Below are 17,301 nucleotides of genomic sequence, written 5' to 3'. Positions count from 1 at the left end.
GACGGCTAATCGCATACGAAATCCATTTAATCAGTGCCCCGGCCATCAAAACGGGGCGCTTTTCAACAGCCTGCTAGAGCCTTCCTGCAGAAAATTCGGGTTTCCGCGTCGCCCACGTTAGCGCGTCGGCACACGGAGGACTAGCTGCCAGGCTTGGATCGAAACGATCTCGAATCACCGGAAAAGGCAACATGGCTGAGCTCAGTGTTGGCCTACCCGCAGTGCTTTGCGCGCTAGAGTAATCGCTCTAGATTCCGCTGAGAAATGCCGAATCCCTTTGTGGGCGGCCTGCTCGGCGCGCGTCATCATTGTCGAAATTATCCTATCGTCTCACGCGCGTAGTACAAAAAACTATTTAAAATCAATGGCATGAGTTTGACTTCTCGGGTGGGGACGCCATAACATCTGCCGGTGCTATGAACGTCTTCCGAGAGTTAACCCGTTGAGTCCAATTTCCGAACGATTGCGCGCACTCCGGCTCCGCTACGGTGTCCGCCAAATGGATCTCGCGGCAGCGATAGGCTTCGAGCAAAGCTATATCTCGGCGATTGAGCTCGGAATCAAAGGGCCGCCCTCCATCGAATTCGTCGAGCGAGTCTCCGCATACCTGCGGTTATCGGTCGACGAAGACTCCAGCCTGCGCGAGGCACTGCAGCTCTCCACGCGACACTTCTCTATTCCTCAAACCGCGTCAGCAGACGTCTTTCGCCTATGTAGCGAGCTTTGGCGCGAGCTGGAGAGGCTAACGGACACCCAGATCCGGGTGATTCGAGATGTGATCGCGATGCGGCAGGAAATTGGACCAGGTGCGGACCGGCAGGTCGTCGGTCGCGTAGTCAGAAGAGACAAGGAGGACGCCAAAATGTAAAAAGCGAGACAAACCAGAAGGCTTGCTCGCTTTTGGGGAGGGCTGAACGCCGCTCCGTGTTGGCGCTCGTAGTGTCGTCCAGCCTCCCCGACTCGTCAAGCCTCCCCTCCTTCGTTTGCACTAAGTTGCCGCGCGATATTCCTGCGGCCGGGCGTTTTTACGCCCGAAGATAGTGCTATTTCTACCTGCTCTCCGAGCGGGTTGGTTTCTTATCGCCTGCGAAATGAAAAAGACGACTACTGCACGAAAAATATTGACGCGTTCCGGACGACGAACTCGATATCTATACCCCTCCACCAAGAATCGCGCGCTTATACAGTGTGAATCGCGGCTTGAGTTCAATGCGGCCATGCACTTCGAATTTTCGCCGGACGTCGTACGCTATCGCGAACAACCAACTGAAGTCACTTATCGCGATCGTAACGACCGAGTGCGGAAGTACTTTCCCGATTTCGAACTGACGATGAAAGATGGAGCGTCAGTACATGTCGAGATCAAGCCCTCATCGAAGCTGCGTCAGGCTGAACTGCGTGAGCGGCTGCAAGATATCGCGCAGCAGTATGTGCATCGAGGTCAGTTGTTCAAGGTTCTGACCGAGCGCGAGATCGGAAGCGCATCAAAAATCGCAAATCTTGAGCGCCTGAGCTATCACCGGCGACCAGCCCCGTACGGATTCGAACGTGCGGAGCTCTTGCGACGTCTGGCTCGGATTCAGCCGCTGACATTCGGCCGTGCAAGCTCAATCGCTGGGAGTGAACAGGCAGTCATGCGCCTGCTGTCGACAGGTTGCCTAGAGTTCGATCGCGACACCGCATTGACGAATTCGACCGTACTTGCCTTCGCGTCGGAGAAACAATCATGATCCGATTCACCTTCAAGAAGGGTTTGGTGTTCCGAGAAGGACTCAAACGATGGACGATCATCGGCCGGACAGTCTTCGGGAAGATAAAGCTCGAGTGTGATGAGGGCGAACCGCGCACGATGAGTCGCGACGAGCTCTACCAGGCGGTCTTGCTCGGCACGATGTCAATCGATGAGCAGAGTCTCAACGTCGATGCTAGCGTGCTATTCACAGCCGTTCCGCGCGATCTCTCTTCTTTCCCAGAACACCATCAGAAGAATGCTCGCCGTCGGCACATTTACATGCAGAAGCTGACCGACAATTTCACGAACACAAACTCATGGATCCGCGAACAGACTGAAAAAATCGCAGCAGAGATCGGCGATACATTGGTGCCTTCGGTTAGCAGTATCAAGCGCTGGTGGAGACGATACCGACACACGCGAAGCGTTACCAAGCTGACCGACTGCAGAGAGAATAGCGGGCGCCGCCGCGACAACGTCATCCAGGCGCTATTCGAGGAGGCTGTTAACGAGATATATCTCGATCCGCAGAAGCACTCGGGACAAGATGTCTACGGTAGGTTGGTCGAGAAGATCAATCAATACAATAAGCATCGACCTGACCAGGCGCCGCTTACCTGTCCTGTCGAGTCAACAATGTATCGCTGGCTGCGACGTCTCGATCAGAACGCGATAGATGCGGCGCGACTTGGAAAGGACGCGGCCGAAAGAAAGGCTCGCTGGGTGCATGGAATGGCCGTGGCCGATTTTCCTTTGCATCGTGTCGAGATTGACCACACGCCGCTCGACATCTTGGCTATCGACTTGGTCACAAACTTGCCGTTGGGCCGACCATGGATCACGGTTGCCATCGACAGATATAGTCGAGTGATTCTCGGATTCTATCTAAGCTTCCGAGCGCCGTCTGCACAGTCGGTGCTTCAGTGCCTCAAGCGCGCAGTCTTGCCGAAGGCGGATTGGGGGAAAGTTGTCAACTTGCATCGAGAACACCCTGGCTATGGCATCCCGTATCTCGTCGCTGTCGATAACGGCATGGATCTTCACGCGGATGCGGTGCAAATGGTGTGCGGGGAGATGGGGGTCTCTATGCTCTATTGCCCGGCCGGGCAGCCGGAGTTCAAGGGAGCCGTCGAGCGTGTGATCGGCACGATTCAGCGCTCCGTGATGCACAAACTGCCCGGAACCGTGTTCTCGTGCGTCGATGAACGCGGAGACTATCCAGCAGAAAAGCTGGCTGCGATCGATCTCAAGACGCTGACGCAGATCCTTATCAAGTGGATTGTCGACGAATACCACCATACTCCGCATCGCGCGCTTGGCATGACGCCGGCCGAAAAATGGCAACAAGGAATCGCGAACGTGCGGATTGAGCTACCGGCATACCCTCAACAGCTCGATATCTTGACGGGACTACCGGAGAGTCGGACTGTATGGCACTACGGTGTCGAACTTGATGGTCTGCACTACAACAACGAGCATCTGCAAGTACTGCGTAGTCGGGCACGCAACTATCGGACGCAAGTGCAGTTGAAGCGCCACGAAGATAACGTTAGCTACATCCACGTCCTTGACGACGAAGCTCGAAGCTATTTCAAGGTACCCGTTACACATCGGTTCGCGAGCTATGCCGAAGGCCTGACCTTGCACCAGCATCTTTTGATTCGACAGCGCACGAGGCTCGCTCATGGAAATAAATGGAACGATGAGCACCTGCTACGCGTGAAGGCTGAGATTCAGTCCATGATTCGAGAAGCTTTGCGAGGAAAGAAGCTACGAGATCGCAAGCATGCAGCGTCTCTAGATATTATGGATAGCGAACGGGTATTTTCAGATGGATCGGAAAGTGGACGTCGCTCACGTAAGTCCAGCCGTTCGAGATCCCCGGATTCGCAGCGACAAACCTGCGATTCCTCCGATATTGGGCCGTTGCCGGATCTGAATGGATCTCCGAATCCTAGGTACCAAGGAGATGCCCGTGGGTACTGATATCCAAACAGCAAAAAGAGACCCTCTTGAGTTTCTTGCAACGATTGGTCTACCTGAGGACGCGAAGAAGTCACGCGCCCTGGTCGTCAGGTTCTCGATACGAAAAGAACTCATCCACTACGACCGCTTTTGCATCGCATTGCGACGGATCGCCGGTATCCATCGTCAATGGCGCTCGGTGTCACCGGGGGCTCGCGCGTTGGCATTGTTGGGGCACACCGGAACAGGGAAATCCACGATTCTGAGGTTCTATGCTAGTCAATTCGAGCAGTTTGAAACTACCGAAGGTCCCATTATTCCGGTGCTCTATGTTGTCGTGCCGTCGAGACCGAGTATCAAGAACCTCGCGCAGGCGATCCTTGACGCCCTAGGTGATCGTATATATAGACGTTCGGCGGAGGATAAGACGGTTTACCTCGTGGAGTTGCTCAAACAATGCAGGGTTGAAATGTTGATCATCGACGAGTTTCAGCATTTTGCTGATGCCGGACGTATCGCAGAAGCAAATCGTGCAACGGATTGGCTGAAGAACCTTATGGAGGCCAGCGGTGTCACTGTGATCGTGGCGGGTCTGCCGAACAGCGCTGAGGTCTTGAAGGCTAATCCGCAGTTAACTCGGCGATTCTCTGCAATCCATGAAGTGCGTCGGTTTGATTGGATGGTTCCCGACGATCGACGAGAGTTCGGGGGCGTTCTGAAGTACATGCACAGTCGCCTTCCGTTGCCTTGTCCCGACCTGCACTCCTCAGAATTTGCAATGAGGATGTATGTGGCTTCAGCCGGCGTGATCGACTACGTTGCCAAGATCATCGATGGCGCGGTCGTGCTTGCAATGGAGTGCGGTAAGACGACGCTGAGTCTCGCATTGTTCGAGCAAGCTTTTACCAAGGAGGTGTGGTCGGGCGGGACGAATAGACTCAATCCCTTTCATCCAGATGCCGAACTACGTGACCTCGTTGGTACAGACGAGCCGTTCTGGTATCTCGCTCACGACGTGAACGGCGATGGCACGAAATTACTATAAGCAATCGGGGTCTGCCGCAATCGCTTCCCTACCTAGGATGCTTATGCATCCCGTTATTCAGGTTGGGGAGGCGAGCACGGCCTACATGAAACGCATTGCAATTAGCAACGGGCTGTCACTAGATCGCCTCTATGGGCTTGGCGTTATCCTTGATGATGAGGTTCTTGAACATGCGCTTTCGTGGGATAGAGTCGCGCCCCCGATCGAGGCGAGGCGATACTTGACTAGCTTGATCAGTATGCGTCGCTCAGCACCGAGGGCGTGGTTGATCAAATCGGCACGATGCTGCCCGCTTTGCTTACGCGAACAACCACTTTGGGCGGCGGAGTGGGAACTGCGTCCATATCTGGCATGTACGAAGCATCAATGCTGGCTCATTGATCGATGTGGTGCGTGTAATCGACCCATCGCATGGACTAGGAAAGCACTGTTTCGTTGCGATTGTGGTGAGAGGTTTGCCGATGCGTTTACGTCGCCTGCACCCATAAAATTTGCGGAGCTTGCTTCGCTGATCGCCCGCAAACTCCCGGATTATCGAGGTGAGCCGACCGCATTTGATGAACTTTCGTTGGACGACATGATTGATGTTGTGGTGTGCTTCGGTAGTAACGCCAAAAGCGGAAAGGGGGACCGCGGGGGCAGGACATGGTTCATGCGTGAAATGAGTGATGCCATCACGGTCCTTGAGCCATCGGCTGACGCATTGTCGGCTTGGCCCTCTGGGTTTCTTGCGCATCTACGTGCAATGCACAAGAAAATTGGTGACGAAAAGGGTTGCATCGCATCTACTTTTCGTGGCGTCTATTTCTATATTCGTTCGACCCAAAAGCGACAAGAGTTTGGATTCTTGAGAGAGTGCTTCTTGCAGTATCTCGTTGATCACTGGCCATGGCCTTCTCTGGATCGGAAAAACTCCCCGGTGGACGCCATTGCGTCTCAATTGCCGTGGATGTGGGCCGCACACGCTGCTCGCGAACTCAATATGAGAGAGGGAAAGCTCAAGGAGTTGGCCGAGAAGGGACTCATCGAGGTGAAATACCGGCCATCTCAAAGCCAGAGAATGTTGCTGGCCGTTCGGCGTGAAGACCTACCGAAGATTCGACAGGCCTTGCATGAGCAGGCTGGTATCAAGGCGTTGCGAAATCTCGGGATCTCGGCTCGACGGCAGATCGTGTTGCTGCCGCTCCTTTTTCCGGAGGCTCAAGGAGGTACCGTACAGCTCAACAAGCAAGAAAATGTACAAGTCCTGAAATCCAGCATCGAGAACTTACTCAGACTCGCCAACGAGTTACCAGTCGTAGATCATGAGAGCAACGGACAAGTCGCGTTGGAGCGAGTACTCCGATCATGCGCTTGGCGAAACGACATGGTCGAGCATCTCTTTCAGTTGATTCTGAGTGGCGACATGAAACCGGAAGCCGTGTTGGCGGGAAAACCCGGGTTCACGGGTTGGCTGTTTGGTCGAGAGATGCTGGAAAGAATAAAGTTGCAGGGCTCGCTGACACGGCTGGGGGCATATTCGCAGGCGGGCGCCAACGCGCTTCCGGCGCTGGCGCCGCCAAACCGGATGATATCGACGCCGTCGTGAAGGCGGTTTCGCCCACGCCCGTCAACGCCATCCTCGTCAGCCCCGACACGCAGACCGTAGATTTCAAGAAGCTCGGCGTGCGGCGGGTCAGCGTTGGTGCGATACGAGGTGGCAGACCGACGGGCTGCATGGGCACCCTCAGCAATCGCAGCGGGACGGTGAGCGGCGGCACGTGAAGGCGCTCAGCCGTCGCATCACCTGTCGATCGTCGGCGCGAACCGTCGCAGGTTTGACTTGCCCATTCGGTGTAATGAGAGCGGTTGAGCGGACCAACGGTTCAGTGCCCGGCTTCCTTTACGGACAAGTTGTTGACGATGGATTTCGCCGGGGCCGCGACCTGTGCTGCATTCTGTGCAAGCTGAACCTGGTTCTGTTCGGGAACCGTGCCGTCGAGGGTAACGGTGTTTCCGCGTGCAACAACACGGATGTCCGAGGTGGCGAGTCCTTGCGTCCGTGTCAACGCCTTGCGGACTTGTGTTTCGATGTGCCAGTTTGCCCGGCGCGCTTGTTTCTTGCTGATCGTCGTTGCAGACGAGGCCGGAACTGATGGCGTGCTTTGAGCGAACGCGGCGGTGGTGACAACGAACACCGGGACGAGTGCCAATGCTGCAAGTTTGAAATGGCGCATTTCTTCCTCTCTGTTAGACAGTGCCGAGACGATGGTCATTACCGGTCTCGGTGTGTGGGGGGAAAGCCTTGGTCGATGGACCGACGCGGAAATCACGCGCGAGGGTCATCTAGACGACGCAGACAACGACAACCCCGACATGGCGGTAGTTCAGCCTTCGTCGGGGTCAGCGCAGTGTCCGACACTCCCCTGACAATGATTTTCGAAAACGCACACCTGATTATTGGATAGAACGAAGTAATACCGTCCTACAGATTCTGTTGCGCTCGGTTCGTCTTTCGAGACGGTCGGGAAGAGACCGATGTTCGGGATGACGACGAGATCGCCGTCCATACCTCGACGCATGTGCAGAGAGGGGGCGACCTGTCGATGAAGTGGCTCCTACGTCCAGTCCTTCGCGTCATCGACGGTCGTCTTGTAACCGGGAAAATGGTGAAACGGTTCCTGTCGGCGAGAGACGACGGGGACCGGATTTCGTGACGGAGCAACCCGTACGGGAACCGATCGATTCGGAGCCATCCTCCGATGCGTTGAATCGTTGTTGCCAGCGATCATGCATGCGAGTCGACCGTCGGTCGAGATCTGCTCCAGCGGCGTTACCAGATCCGTTTCAACCTCGGTCATCGTATCGGTAAGAGGCCGCTTTTGTGTCATATGACCGAAGCCGGTCGCGCACGCGACTATGGCGGTCAGACAGGCTACGCGAAACGAGATCGCGTTCATCGATTTCATCGGACTGGCTCCTATGTCAGGTACGCAGAGGTGCACTTCGAATCCGGGCCGCTCTCGATTGAGCCGCTATGCGCAGTGCATTTGCATCATTGGCGAAGCTTGATTCGAATCGACTACAAAGCGTTTCGCGATGGATCGCCGCGCTTCAAAAATGCACGCTCATGGGTCTAGCGGCGTTCGGCTACTCCCCGCCAGTATGGTCGAGCCGCGCGTGTCGATCTGCAATCGGCCGTGCGAACGCCAAATGGATTCCGGATATTTCCTGACATAGTCGCTTCGCCTGCTTCGCAACTGTTGCGGTAGCGGTGTCGAGACGCGAATGCGCGTCGCGGCCATCTACTCGATCGACCCAGGAGCATATTCAATGTCGTCTCCCGGCCCTTCCCGCCCCCCGTTTCTTGCGATAACCGCCATCGCGCTTATCGTATTCTCATCAGCTTTGGCATTCGCGTGGACTGGAGGTTGGCTTACGCCCGCCCGGTTGAGCGGCGCTGAGCTGATCGATTCACTGCAGTCCAATACCGGCAAGGTATTCCCCGGGTTTCGCCGAGCCCATACAAAAGGCATTTGTGTCGCGGGGCACTTCGATTCGAACGGTGCGGGTAGCGCACTGTCGTCGGCAGCGCTTTTCCGCGTCGGCTCGGTGCCTGTAACAGGTCGCTTCAATACCGGAGGAAGCGTGCCGACTGGTGCGGACAGCGATCAGATATTTCGTGGACTCGGCATGCGATTCGCGCTGGCCGACGGTGAAGAGTGGCGAATGGCGCTCGATCAAACGCCAATCTTCGTCGTGTCGAATCCGGCCGATTTCGTCGCACTGCAGATCGCATCGACCCCGGTTCGTGCTACGGGACAGCCTGATCCCGGCACAATGAAGGCGTTCCTCTCAACGCATCCGGAGACCCAGCGCTTCTTCGATTATCTGGAGAAGACGCCAATGTCCTCCGGCTTTGCAAACGGCACGTACTACAGCATCAACGCGTTTCGCTTCATCGACGCGCAAGGCGCAACACGATCGGTGCGCTGGCAATTCGAGCCGGAGCAGCCGTTCACGGCATTGGACAAGCGTACGGCTGCTGCACTGCCAGCAAACTTCCTCTTCGACGATCTGCTCGAACGCGTCCATGAGGGGCCGGTGAAGTGGCACCTTGTGCTCGTGCAAGCCAATTCGGCGGATCGCACCGATAACGCAACGATCGCGTGGGATGGACCACATCGACGGGTCGACGCCGGTACGCTCGTCTTCGATGCAATTGCGACGGAAGCGGACGGACATTGCCGCGACTTCAATTACGATCCGCTGATGTTGCCGAAAGGCATCGCACCATCCGACGATCCGCTTTTGCCCGCGCGCTCCGCAGCCTACTCGGTGTCGTTCTATCGACGTGCAGTGGAAGGGCCGCGCCCGGATGCCATCACTCTCGAACACGATCATGGAGCCGCGAAATGACGAGCCGAAACCCGACCTTTTCCGTGCCGGCCCGTGCGCTGCACTGGCTGATGGCCGTGCTGATCATCGCGATGCTATTCGTCGGAGCCGGCATGGTATCGACCGTTAGTGCGCGTTATCCGCAATTGCTTGCGTTGCATCGGCCGCTCGGTATCGCGATCCTGTTACTGGCGGTGATCCGACTTGGCGTGCGTTTGACGCACCGGCCACCACCGTTGCCGTCCGACATTCCACTATGGCAGACCATAGTAGCGAAGCTGTCGCATTACCTGCTTTACGCGTTGATGATTGCAATGCCGCTCATCGGTTGGGCGATGCAGTCCGCCGGCGGCTATCCGATCGTGATGTGGAAAGGCGTCGAGCTGTTTCCGATCCTGCCGCACGACATCGTCGTCTACGGTCAGCTGCGTCGGCTGCACGGGCTGCTCGCGTATGCGTTTTTCCTGCTGATCCTTGGTCACCTTGCCGCTGCGCTCGTGCACGCATGGATCCGGCGCGACGGTGTCTTCGAAAGCATGGCAGGCAGCCGATAGCGGCACGTCGGGTTCCTCCGGCGGACCGGGCGCCGGACTTGGGCCGCGTCAAGGCGCGAACGTGCTTTGGGGCGCAACCACCCGCCGGGGGCACTTGAGTGAAGGCATCGTGAGCGGGATCCATAAGTAAAAGGTATGTGGTGTATGCGAAGCATGTATTTTTCGTATGGCTCACACACACCTACATTGTCGATACCCCCTCCCTTCCGAGAGAACAGCGATGAAATCGACAATGCCTAGCACGACGGCAGCCCATAGCCGACAAAATCTCGGGGACAAGATTCGGCAATTCACACCGAACTGGTTCGCGATGACGATGGGCAACGGAATCGTATTTCTCGTCATCGCCGGATTGCCGTGGCACTTTGCAGGGCAGATGACGTTGGCCCACACGTTGTGGATGGCCGATAGCGTGCTTTATGTCTTGTTTGCCGGCATGCTGTTGGCGCGCTGGATCTTCTATCCGGAGACGATTCGCCCGATGTTGCATCATCCGCTGCAGTCGATGTTCCTCGGCGCGGTGCCGATGGGGCTCGCACCCGTCATCAACGGCCTGGTGCTCTTTGCCGGCCCGCACGGAGGCGGGGCTGCGAGCCAACTGGCGTACGGCTTGTGGTGTGTGGATGCGGTGCTGGCAGTGGCCGTCGCCGTCGGTGTGCCGTACATGATGTTCACCGCACAGGATCACGCGCTCGAGCGCATCACCGCCGTGCTGCTGCTGCCGATCGTCGCGCCTGAAGTGGCTGCGTCGAGCGCCGCCGTGCTCGCGCCGCATGTCGACGCACAGACCGCGCGCTTCCTGGTGACCGCTGGTTACGTACTGTGGGCCGTATCGGTGCCGCTCGCCTTTACCGTACTCACGGTCGTCTTCTTCCGGCTGGTGATCCACAAGCTTCCGCATCGTGATCTCGGTCCGTCCAGCTGGCTGACGCTCGGGCCGATCGGCACCGGCGCGCTGGGCTTGCTCGCGCTCGGCCACGTCGCACCGGATGCATTTGCCGGGACGCCGTTCGAGGCTACAGCAACTGTCGCGCGCGACATCGGCTTGATCGGCGCTTTGCTGCTCTGGGGCGTGGGCCTCTGGTGGCTGGCCATGGCGATGCTGTTCACACTGAAGTATTCCCGCGACGGGCTGCCGTTCAATCTCGGATGGTGGGGATTTACATTCCCGCTCGGCGTCTACACCGTCGTGACGCTCAGTCTCTATCGAACCACCGGCTTTGCCGCGTTTGCCGCGCTCGGGATTGCGCTCGCGGCGCTGCTCGGCGGGCTGTGGTTGACCGTGCTGTCCCGCACGCTGCACGGCCTCGCCCGCGGCGAACTGTTCCACGCCCCCTGCCTCGTCGGCCGGGCACGACCCGCCACCGCCTGAACGAATCGTTGAACGCGCTCCCACCGACCGCACGTTCACTAAGCGGCCGGCCGGCGTGGAGCGATGCCATGACCATCACCGAACCTTCGAAGGAGATGCAGCATGTCCAAATCAGCACGCCGTGTGGCCGTGACCGGGGCGGCCGGTCAAATTGCCTATTCGTTGTTGTTCCGGATCGCCCGCGGCGATCTGCTCGGCGACGATCAACCCGTGATCCTTCAACTCCTGGAACTGCCGCACGCGCTCGACGCGCTGCGCGGCGTAGTCATGGAACTGGAAGACTGTGCATTCCCGTTGCTGCAGTCGGTCGAAATCAGCGATGATCCGCGCGTTGCGTTTCGCGACGCCGATTACGCGATGCTCGTCGGCTCGCGTCCGCGCGGAAAAGGCATGGAACGGCGCGATCTGCTGGCCGCGAACGCCGCCATCTTCCGTGCCCAGGGCTATGCGCTCAATGAAGTGGCGAACAGGCAGGTCAAGGTACTCGTCGTCGGTAACCCGGCCAACACCAACGCGTGGGTGGCACGCTACTACGCTCCCGACCTGCCGGCGGATGCCATTACCGCGATGATCCGTCTCGACCACAATCGCGCCGTATCGAAGCTGGCCGCCCGATGCGGCGTAGCGGTGGATGCCGTCACCCGCATGGCGGTTTGGGGCAATCATTCGCCGACCATGTTTCCGGACTATCGTCATGCGCTGATCGACCAACAGCCCGCCCCGCTGCGGGTCGGCGACGAACGGTGGTATGTCGAGACGTTCATTCCCGAAGTCGCCCGCCGCGGCACCGCAATCATCGAAGCGCGCGGTGCATCGTCCGCGGCGTCGGCGGCCAATGCAGCGATCGACCAGATGCGCGACTGGATTCGCGGAAGCGACGGCCGGTGGGTGTCGATGAGCATCGTGTCGGACGGCGAATACGGCATTCCTCGCGGCCTGATGTTCGGCATGCCGACGATTTGCAGCGAAGGTCACTATCGTATCGTCCCGGATCTTAAGGTCGACGCGTTCGCGCGTGCCCGTATCGACGCATCGATCGTGGAGCTCATGGACGAAATGCAGGCCGTGCGAACGATTCTTGCGTTGTAGAGCGATTCGAAACGCATCGAAACCGCGTGCAATTTCTGAAGCAACTCACATAAATGGACCCATCATGTTCAGCTCCTTGAAAAAGAAGACGGCTATATCATTCGTAACCCTAATGGTATCGTGCGGCGCGTTCGCTCATGAAACTGCCGATCCGACGATACGGCGTGACGCGCGAGACGGCGTCGTGCGTTTGTACGGAGCCGGCGGCCCGGATACCGCGTTCCAGAAGGTTGCAAAGGTCTTCACTGACGAAACCGGTATCAAAGTGGAGGTGACGGGCGGGCCGGAGCCGATGTGGAGCCGCAAAGCGCAAGCCGACGCCGATATTCTGTGGGGGACGTCGGAAGAAGATATGGCCGGCCTGCTGGAAACCTACACGGTGTTTCAATGGAGTGACGTCGCGCCGATCTATATTCGTCCAGCTGTCATTGCCGTGAAGAAGGGCAATCCGAAACACATCCGCGGCTTTGACGATCTGCTCGCGGATGGCGTACGTATCGTCGTCACCGAAGGCGCGGGCGTGGCGAATACGTCCGGCACGGGTACGTGGGAGGACATCGCCGGCCGCATGGGACGCCTCGACGACGTGAGGCGGTTCCGGCGGAACATCGTCGGATTCGGCACGGGCAGCGGGCCGAGCTTCAGGATGTTCGTCGAAAAGGACGCGGATGCGTGGATCACGTGGCCCGACTGGCCGATTACACATGCCGAGAAAGCGGATTACGTTAGCTTGCCCGCGAACAGGGCGATCTGGAGAGACGTCAATGTTGCGCTCGCCCCGGATGCCGATCCTGAAGCAAGACAGTTCCTCGATTTCCTGACCAGTGATCGGGGAGCCGCAATCATGAAGACGGAGGGTTGGGTGCGTTGAATGGATTCCGGAGTGGAACGACCAATCTACGTTGGCTGTTCCGCCCGACTATCAGTGGGCATGCATCGAATCGAGCCAGCGAGGCGAAGGCGCCTTCAGATGAAGGCGCCTTCGCGATATACGGTCCGGGATCGGCATCGATGCGCTGTGCGCGATGAACGCCGTCCCGGACTGTGGATTCAGCACATGCCGCCGTTTGCACGAACGACCTGGCCGTTGATCCACGCGCCTTCCGGGCTGGCCAGAAACGCGACGACGGCCGAGATGTCCGACGGCTGCCCCAATCGTTCGAGCGGATTCATCTTCGCCATTCGATCGATGAGCTCCGCGCTCTTGCCGGCGAGGAATAGCTCGGTGGCCACGGGGCCGGGTGCCACGGCATTGACGCTGATGCCTCGTCCGCGTAGTTCCTGGGCGAGCACCTGAGTCAGCCCCTCCACCGCGCATTTCGTCGCGATATAGACGGCATACGTCGGCAAGCGCACACCGGTAACGCTTGTCGTCAAGTTCATGATCCGGCCGCCGTCGCGAACACGGCGAGCGGCCTCGCGCGATACATTGAACGCACCCTTGAAGTTGATCGCAACCGTTCGGTCAAAAGTCGCATCGTCGAAGTCTGCGATCTTCGCCTGATTCATGACGCCTGCGCTGTTGACGACGACGTCCACGCGGCCAAAAGCCTTCTCCGTCGCGTCGAACATCGCAATGGTCGCGGCCGGATCGGCGATGTCGGCCTTGACGAGCAACGCGTCGCCGCCGCTCTCGCGAATCGTTGCGGCGACTTCCTCGGCCGGCGCCGCGTTGCTGGCATAGTTCACGACGACCTTGAAGCCGTCGCGTGCGAGACGAATCGCGATTTCCGCGCCGATCCCGCGCGAAGAACCGGTAACGAGGGCTACCTTTTCGGAAGGTTGGATCATGTCATGCTCCTGGAGTGTATGCCGGGCCACTGCGAACGAAGGTTCGTCGCACGTCGGGCCCGGACGTTGGCGGGAAGATGTCGGTATCGAGATGACACATTGCTACGCCATTACAACGACGCAGTTAAATCGATTCAGGACGCCGGCTCACGGCGATGTGCGGAGGTGCGGCGCAAGAAGGTCGGACAGTCCGACGCGATGCAGCATCTCGGCGCGCAGCCGGTCGAGCACGGCGAAGCCCACGTTCGCGCCGTCTTCGGTCGGATCGACATGCACGCGGAACGGGCGCTTGCCTGCAGGCTTCGCGACTACGTCCACGATCGCATCGGCGACGAGATCCGCATGGGCGTCGGGCGGTACGATCGCGGCGAATGCCTCTTGGACTTCGTGCCCGAAGTTCTTGTAAGGGCCGGCGTCGTATTCAGCCGCGCGAGCCGTGTCCGCCGGGGCTCCGGCGTGAGCGAAATGATTCGTGCCCTGCGTAAATGCGCCAGGGACGATGATTGACGTCTCGATTCCCCAGCGCGACAACTCGCGTGCGTACAACACGGCAATCGCATCCATTGCCGCCTTCGCACCAAAATACGGTGCGAGATAGGGCGGTGTGCCGCCCGCAGCGCTGCTGCTCGATACCCACACCAGCAATCCTTGCTGACGCTCCCGGAAGTGCGGGAGGACTGCCCTGTTCACCCGCTGGGTACTGACCACGTTAATGTCGTAAAGCTGCGCATACTGCTCGGGCGTAAACGCTTCGGCCGGGCCGAAGGCCATGTGCCCGGCGTTGTGGATCAGCACATCGATGCCGCCGGCCTGCTCCAGAACGGTCGTGATTGCGCGTTCGACGGACGCGTCGGATTGCACGTCGAGTTCAAGCGTGCGCAGATCGATGCTGGCCGTGTGCGCAAGTGCGCTCATCTGTTCGGTTACGGCGGCGTTACGCCCTGCCGTATCGCGCATCGACGCGTAGACGATGTGGCCGGCATGTGCGAGTGCCTCTGCCGTCAGTCTGCCAAAACCACTAGACGCGCCGGTGACGAGTATGACCTTGCTCATGATGGATTTCCTTTGTGGTGAGTGAACGTTAAACGGGTGAAGGATCATGCGTCGCCGCCGCGTGCCCAGTGCTGTTCGATTCGTCCGAACTTCCATATCGCGACGGACACCGCCCATGTCGCGGCGAACAGCGCGACGATCGCGAAACCCATATGGTTGAGGTCGAGTGCTGGCAGCCACGTACCTGACGCGACGCGGATATGGAAGACGTTGTCGAGCAGACCCAGCATCTCGATCGTTCCGATGATGAGCGCGAAGCCGATCGAGAGGCCCGTGACGACGAGGTTGTAGTAGATTTTGCGAATGGGGTGCGTGAGCGCCCATCCGTATGCAAGCGTCATGAACGAGCCGTCGATCGTGTCGAACAGCAGCATGCCCGCAGCGAAGAGGACGGGCAGACAGAGGATCGCGTACCACGGGAGGCCCGAGGCGGCGCCCGCACCGGTCAGCACCAGGAGCGCGATTTCGGTTGCGGTATCGAATCCGAGCCCGAACAGGACGCCGACGAAATACATCTGACCGGGTTTGCGAACGATGCGCATCAACGGCGCGAGAAGCCGGCTGATCAGGCCGCGCGAGCCGAGGCATCGTTCGAGTTGCGCTTCATCGAACCTCCCGCTCCGCATGCTTCGAAATGCTGTGCAAAGATCGTAAAACGAAGCGATGTTCAACGCCGCTATCGAATAAAGGAAGACGCTGGAAACGATCGCGCCAACGGTGCTCGTCAGCATGCGCAGCGGCGAGCCGGCGTCGAGTACATGCACCGATAGAGAATGCATGCCGAGTGCGATGAAGAGGGCGAGTCCGAACACGACGCTCGAATGGCCGAACGAGAACCAGAACCCCACGCTCGATGCCCGCTGGCCTTCACCGATCAGTTTGCGCGTGGTGTTGTCTATCGCCGCGATGTGGTCGGCGTCGAACGCGTGCCGCATGCCCAGCGAGTACGCAGTGATCCCGGCGCCGATGCCGAAGGCGCGGGAGTCGACGCTGAGGTGGTGCGGAACGATAAACGCGACCAACGTACCCCAGCCAACGACGTGAAGAAGAACGATGAACATGCCGACCGCAACCCATGAAACGGTTGCGGTCCGGTGGTTTGAGAAACGACGAATGTCATGGCTCGCGGACATGGAAGCCTCGTCAAGAATGAGGGGAGAATCGGGGCCGCCGACGCCGGGCGGTCATTTGCTACCGGAGAGCGTCGGCGCCACCGCACACCGCCGAGTCGATTCAAACCTTGGGCACGTACGGGAACGTCGAGGACGGCTTCGATGTGACGGACTCTTTCCCGATTCCGAGACTGATCGGCGTATTTGCGGCGATCGAGAACATCACATCCGGTGCGTTATCGGTCATGGACCGCCCGTTCCATTGCGAGAAGCCGAATACGGCCGGCGTGCCGACCGTGTACGGCAGTACGTTCGGAAGCAGTCGGTGTGCGACGGCTGCTGCATAGCCGTCCGGGTCTTCGGCTGTTCCGTTGGCTCTCACCGCGCCCGCGACCGCCTTGATGAGCGTGGCGCCGTAGGTTTCGAAGTCGTCGGCCGGGCGGCCAGCGTTCAGCCGGTCGCCGAGATCCTCGTTGAACTGAGTGAAGAGCGGATGAATCATCGGGAGCCCGACGCGATTGATCGGTCGCCAGCCGCCACTGTCGGTGGCGAGTGTCGCGACCGCCCACACGCCGATTTTCCGGTTACCGTTTGCCGTGGCGAGCAATTCCGCGTCAGGCACTTCGAGAACGATCGAATACACGGTGTGACCGGCAAACAGATTGCGCGCATCACGAGGTTGCCACGTGCCCAGATCGAGCGGCTGGCCGTCCTGGAACGCGTGACCGACCGCATGAAGGACATCTGGTTCGATCCAGAACGGATCCCCTGCGCGTCCGGCCCACACTCGCAGGCCGGACGGCGTCGTAATCGTCTCATCGGTGTCGCCTTGCGCAACCACGTCGCCGGCCGCATGCGGATCCGCAGCCGAAGTTCCGACGATGCGGCGCACGACGAAGTGCTGTTTTCCGCCGGCATCCCGCTCGTCAAACGTGATGCGATAAGTCACGTCCTCGATCGCGTCCTGATTGAGGTCGATCTTGAATTCATAGAACCCTTCGGGGTGGTAGCCGGGCGTCGGTACGTCGCCGGCAATCGAATGGCAAACGTTGATGACGAATACGGTCCCGGTCTGGCCTCGAAAGCAATACAGGTCGGTGATGTCGAGACGGATGTCCTGGCGGGCGAGCGGGGAGTCGAGGTGATGCGACATGGTTCGATCCTTTCCGTAAGATCAATGAGGATGGCGGCGGTACGGCGTCGTGGACGCC

General features: G+C 58.9%; 16 protein-coding genes. 10 read left to right on the top strand and 6 right to left on the bottom strand.

Features of this window, described 5'->3' with window-relative positions:
* Positions 1-442: 442 nt before the first annotated feature.
* The 5 genes from J8I35_RS15650 (at position 443) to J8I35_RS15630 (ending at position 6,330) form a co-directional block, all read left to right on the top strand.
* Positions 443-868: a helix-turn-helix transcriptional regulator gene (locus tag J8I35_RS15650; protein WP_209926088.1), complete on the top strand. Its 426-nt coding sequence runs from the start codon at positions 443-445 to the stop codon at positions 866-868.
* 349 nt (positions 869-1,217) lie between these two features.
* On the top strand, positions 1,218-1,730 hold the full coding sequence (locus J8I35_RS15645) for a TnsA endonuclease N-terminal domain-containing protein (RefSeq protein WP_209926086.1): 513 nt from the start codon (positions 1,218-1,220) through the stop codon (positions 1,728-1,730).
* On the top strand, positions 1,727-3,718 hold the full coding sequence (locus J8I35_RS15640; RefSeq protein WP_209926084.1) for a Mu transposase C-terminal domain-containing protein: 1,992 nt from the start codon (positions 1,727-1,729) through the stop codon (positions 3,716-3,718). The genes J8I35_RS15645 and J8I35_RS15640 overlap by 4 nt, the downstream gene beginning before the upstream one ends.
* Entirely contained in the window at positions 3,708-4,742 is a 1,035-nt protein-coding gene (locus tag J8I35_RS15635) for a TniB family NTP-binding protein (protein WP_209926083.1), read from the top strand. The genes J8I35_RS15640 and J8I35_RS15635 overlap by 11 nt, the downstream gene beginning before the upstream one ends.
* A gap of 568 nt (positions 4,743-5,310) precedes the next feature.
* Complete coding sequence (locus tag J8I35_RS15630) at positions 5,311-6,330, top strand: hypothetical protein (RefSeq protein WP_245170278.1); 1,020 nt, start codon at positions 5,311-5,313, stop codon at positions 6,328-6,330.
* Between the two features lie 277 nt (positions 6,331-6,607).
* Here J8I35_RS15630 and J8I35_RS15625 read toward each other — a convergent pair whose 3' ends face one another.
* Together J8I35_RS15625 and J8I35_RS34610 are read right to left on the bottom strand one after the other, a co-directional pair.
* The gene (locus J8I35_RS15625; protein WP_245170277.1) at positions 6,608-6,997 is read right to left on the bottom strand and encodes a BON domain-containing protein; all 390 of its coding nucleotides are present in this window, start codon (positions 6,995-6,997) and stop codon (positions 6,608-6,610) included.
* A gap of 342 nt (positions 6,998-7,339) precedes the next feature.
* Positions 7,340-7,690, bottom strand: coding sequence for a hypothetical protein (locus J8I35_RS34610; protein WP_245170276.1), 351 nt, complete (start codon positions 7,688-7,690; stop codon positions 7,340-7,342).
* Positions 7,691-8,054: 364 nt separating this feature from the next.
* Here J8I35_RS34610 and J8I35_RS15615 point away from each other — a divergent pair, with 364 nt between their 5' ends.
* The 5 genes from J8I35_RS15615 (at position 8,055) to J8I35_RS15595 (ending at position 13,005) form a co-directional block, all read left to right on the top strand.
* The gene (locus J8I35_RS15615) at positions 8,055-9,140 is read left to right on the top strand and encodes a catalase family peroxidase (RefSeq protein ID WP_209926072.1); all 1,086 of its coding nucleotides are present in this window, start codon (positions 8,055-8,057) and stop codon (positions 9,138-9,140) included.
* Positions 9,137-9,673 (top strand): cytochrome b, encoded by a 537-nt coding sequence (locus J8I35_RS15610; protein WP_104013267.1) that lies wholly within the window; start codon positions 9,137-9,139, stop codon positions 9,671-9,673. The genes J8I35_RS15615 and J8I35_RS15610 overlap by 4 nt, the downstream gene beginning before the upstream one ends.
* Positions 9,674-9,893: 220 nt before the next feature.
* On the top strand, positions 9,894-11,045 hold the full coding sequence (locus J8I35_RS15605; RefSeq protein ID WP_209926065.1) for a TDT family transporter: 1,152 nt from the start codon (positions 9,894-9,896) through the stop codon (positions 11,043-11,045).
* Positions 11,046-11,147: 102 nt separating this feature from the next.
* On the top strand, positions 11,148-12,134 hold the full coding sequence (locus tag J8I35_RS15600) for a malate dehydrogenase (protein WP_209926061.1): 987 nt from the start codon (positions 11,148-11,150) through the stop codon (positions 12,132-12,134).
* A gap of 64 nt (positions 12,135-12,198) precedes the next feature.
* Entirely contained in the window at positions 12,199-13,005 is an 807-nt protein-coding gene (locus tag J8I35_RS15595) for an extracellular solute-binding protein (protein WP_209926060.1), read from the top strand.
* A 179-nt stretch (positions 13,006-13,184) separates the two neighbouring features.
* Here J8I35_RS15595 and J8I35_RS15590 read toward each other — a convergent pair whose 3' ends face one another.
* The 4 genes from J8I35_RS15590 to J8I35_RS15575 all read right to left on the bottom strand — a co-directional run bounded on the left by J8I35_RS15590 (position 13,185) and on the right by J8I35_RS15575 (position 17,243).
* Positions 13,185-13,925, bottom strand: a complete 741-nt coding sequence (locus J8I35_RS15590; protein WP_104013264.1) for an SDR family oxidoreductase — start codon at positions 13,923-13,925, stop codon at positions 13,185-13,187.
* A 147-nt stretch (positions 13,926-14,072) separates the two neighbouring features.
* Complete coding sequence (locus tag J8I35_RS15585; protein WP_209926059.1) at positions 14,073-14,978, bottom strand: SDR family oxidoreductase; 906 nt, start codon at positions 14,976-14,978, stop codon at positions 14,073-14,075.
* A 44-nt stretch (positions 14,979-15,022) separates the two neighbouring features.
* Entirely contained in the window at positions 15,023-16,111 is a 1,089-nt protein-coding gene (locus J8I35_RS15580) for a HoxN/HupN/NixA family nickel/cobalt transporter (protein ID WP_209926058.1), read from the bottom strand.
* A gap of 100 nt (positions 16,112-16,211) precedes the next feature.
* Positions 16,212-17,243 (bottom strand): DUF4331 family protein, encoded by a 1,032-nt coding sequence (locus J8I35_RS15575; protein WP_209926057.1) that lies wholly within the window; start codon positions 17,241-17,243, stop codon positions 16,212-16,214.
* Positions 17,244-17,301 lie beyond the last annotated feature (58 nt).

It is taken from the genome of Burkholderia sp. CpTa8-5, assembly GCF_017815045.1.
Classification (GTDB): Bacteria; Pseudomonadota; Gammaproteobacteria; order Burkholderiales; family Burkholderiaceae; genus Burkholderia; species Burkholderia sola.
The sequence above is the reverse complement of the archived record's forward strand: the minus strand, read 5'-3'. Positions and strand labels throughout refer to the sequence as shown.

Coding starts and splice junctions, on each gene's coding strand:
- J8I35_RS15640 (WP_209926084.1), top strand. CDS start 1,727: ATGATCCGATTCACCTTCAAGAAGGGTTTGGTGTTCCGAGAAGGACTC.
- J8I35_RS15585 (WP_209926059.1), bottom strand. CDS start 14,978: ATGAGCAAGGTCATACTCGTCACCGGCGCGTCTAGTGGTTTTGGCAGA.
- J8I35_RS15625 (WP_245170277.1), bottom strand. CDS start 6,997: ATGACCATCGTCTCGGCACTGTCTAACAGAGAGGAAGAAATGCGCCAT.
- J8I35_RS15575 (WP_209926057.1), bottom strand. CDS start 17,243: ATGTCGCATCACCTCGACTCCCCGCTCGCCCGCCAGGACATCCGTCTC.
- J8I35_RS15605 (WP_209926065.1), top strand. CDS start 9,894: ATGAAATCGACAATGCCTAGCACGACGGCAGCCCATAGCCGACAAAAT.
- J8I35_RS15595 (WP_209926060.1), top strand. CDS start 12,199: ATGTTCAGCTCCTTGAAAAAGAAGACGGCTATATCATTCGTAACCCTA.
- J8I35_RS15610 (WP_104013267.1), top strand. CDS start 9,137: ATGACGAGCCGAAACCCGACCTTTTCCGTGCCGGCCCGTGCGCTGCAC.
- J8I35_RS15600 (WP_209926061.1), top strand. CDS start 11,148: ATGTCCAAATCAGCACGCCGTGTGGCCGTGACCGGGGCGGCCGGTCAA.
- J8I35_RS34610 (WP_245170276.1), bottom strand. CDS start 7,690: ATGAAATCGATGAACGCGATCTCGTTTCGCGTAGCCTGTCTGACCGCC.
- J8I35_RS15645 (WP_209926086.1), top strand. CDS start 1,218: ATGCACTTCGAATTTTCGCCGGACGTCGTACGCTATCGCGAACAACCA.
- J8I35_RS15580 (WP_209926058.1), bottom strand. CDS start 16,111: ATGTCCGCGAGCCATGACATTCGTCGTTTCTCAAACCACCGGACCGCA.
- J8I35_RS15590 (WP_104013264.1), bottom strand. CDS start 13,925: ATGATCCAACCTTCCGAAAAGGTAGCCCTCGTTACCGGTTCTTCGCGC.
- J8I35_RS15615 (WP_209926072.1), top strand. CDS start 8,055: ATGTCGTCTCCCGGCCCTTCCCGCCCCCCGTTTCTTGCGATAACCGCC.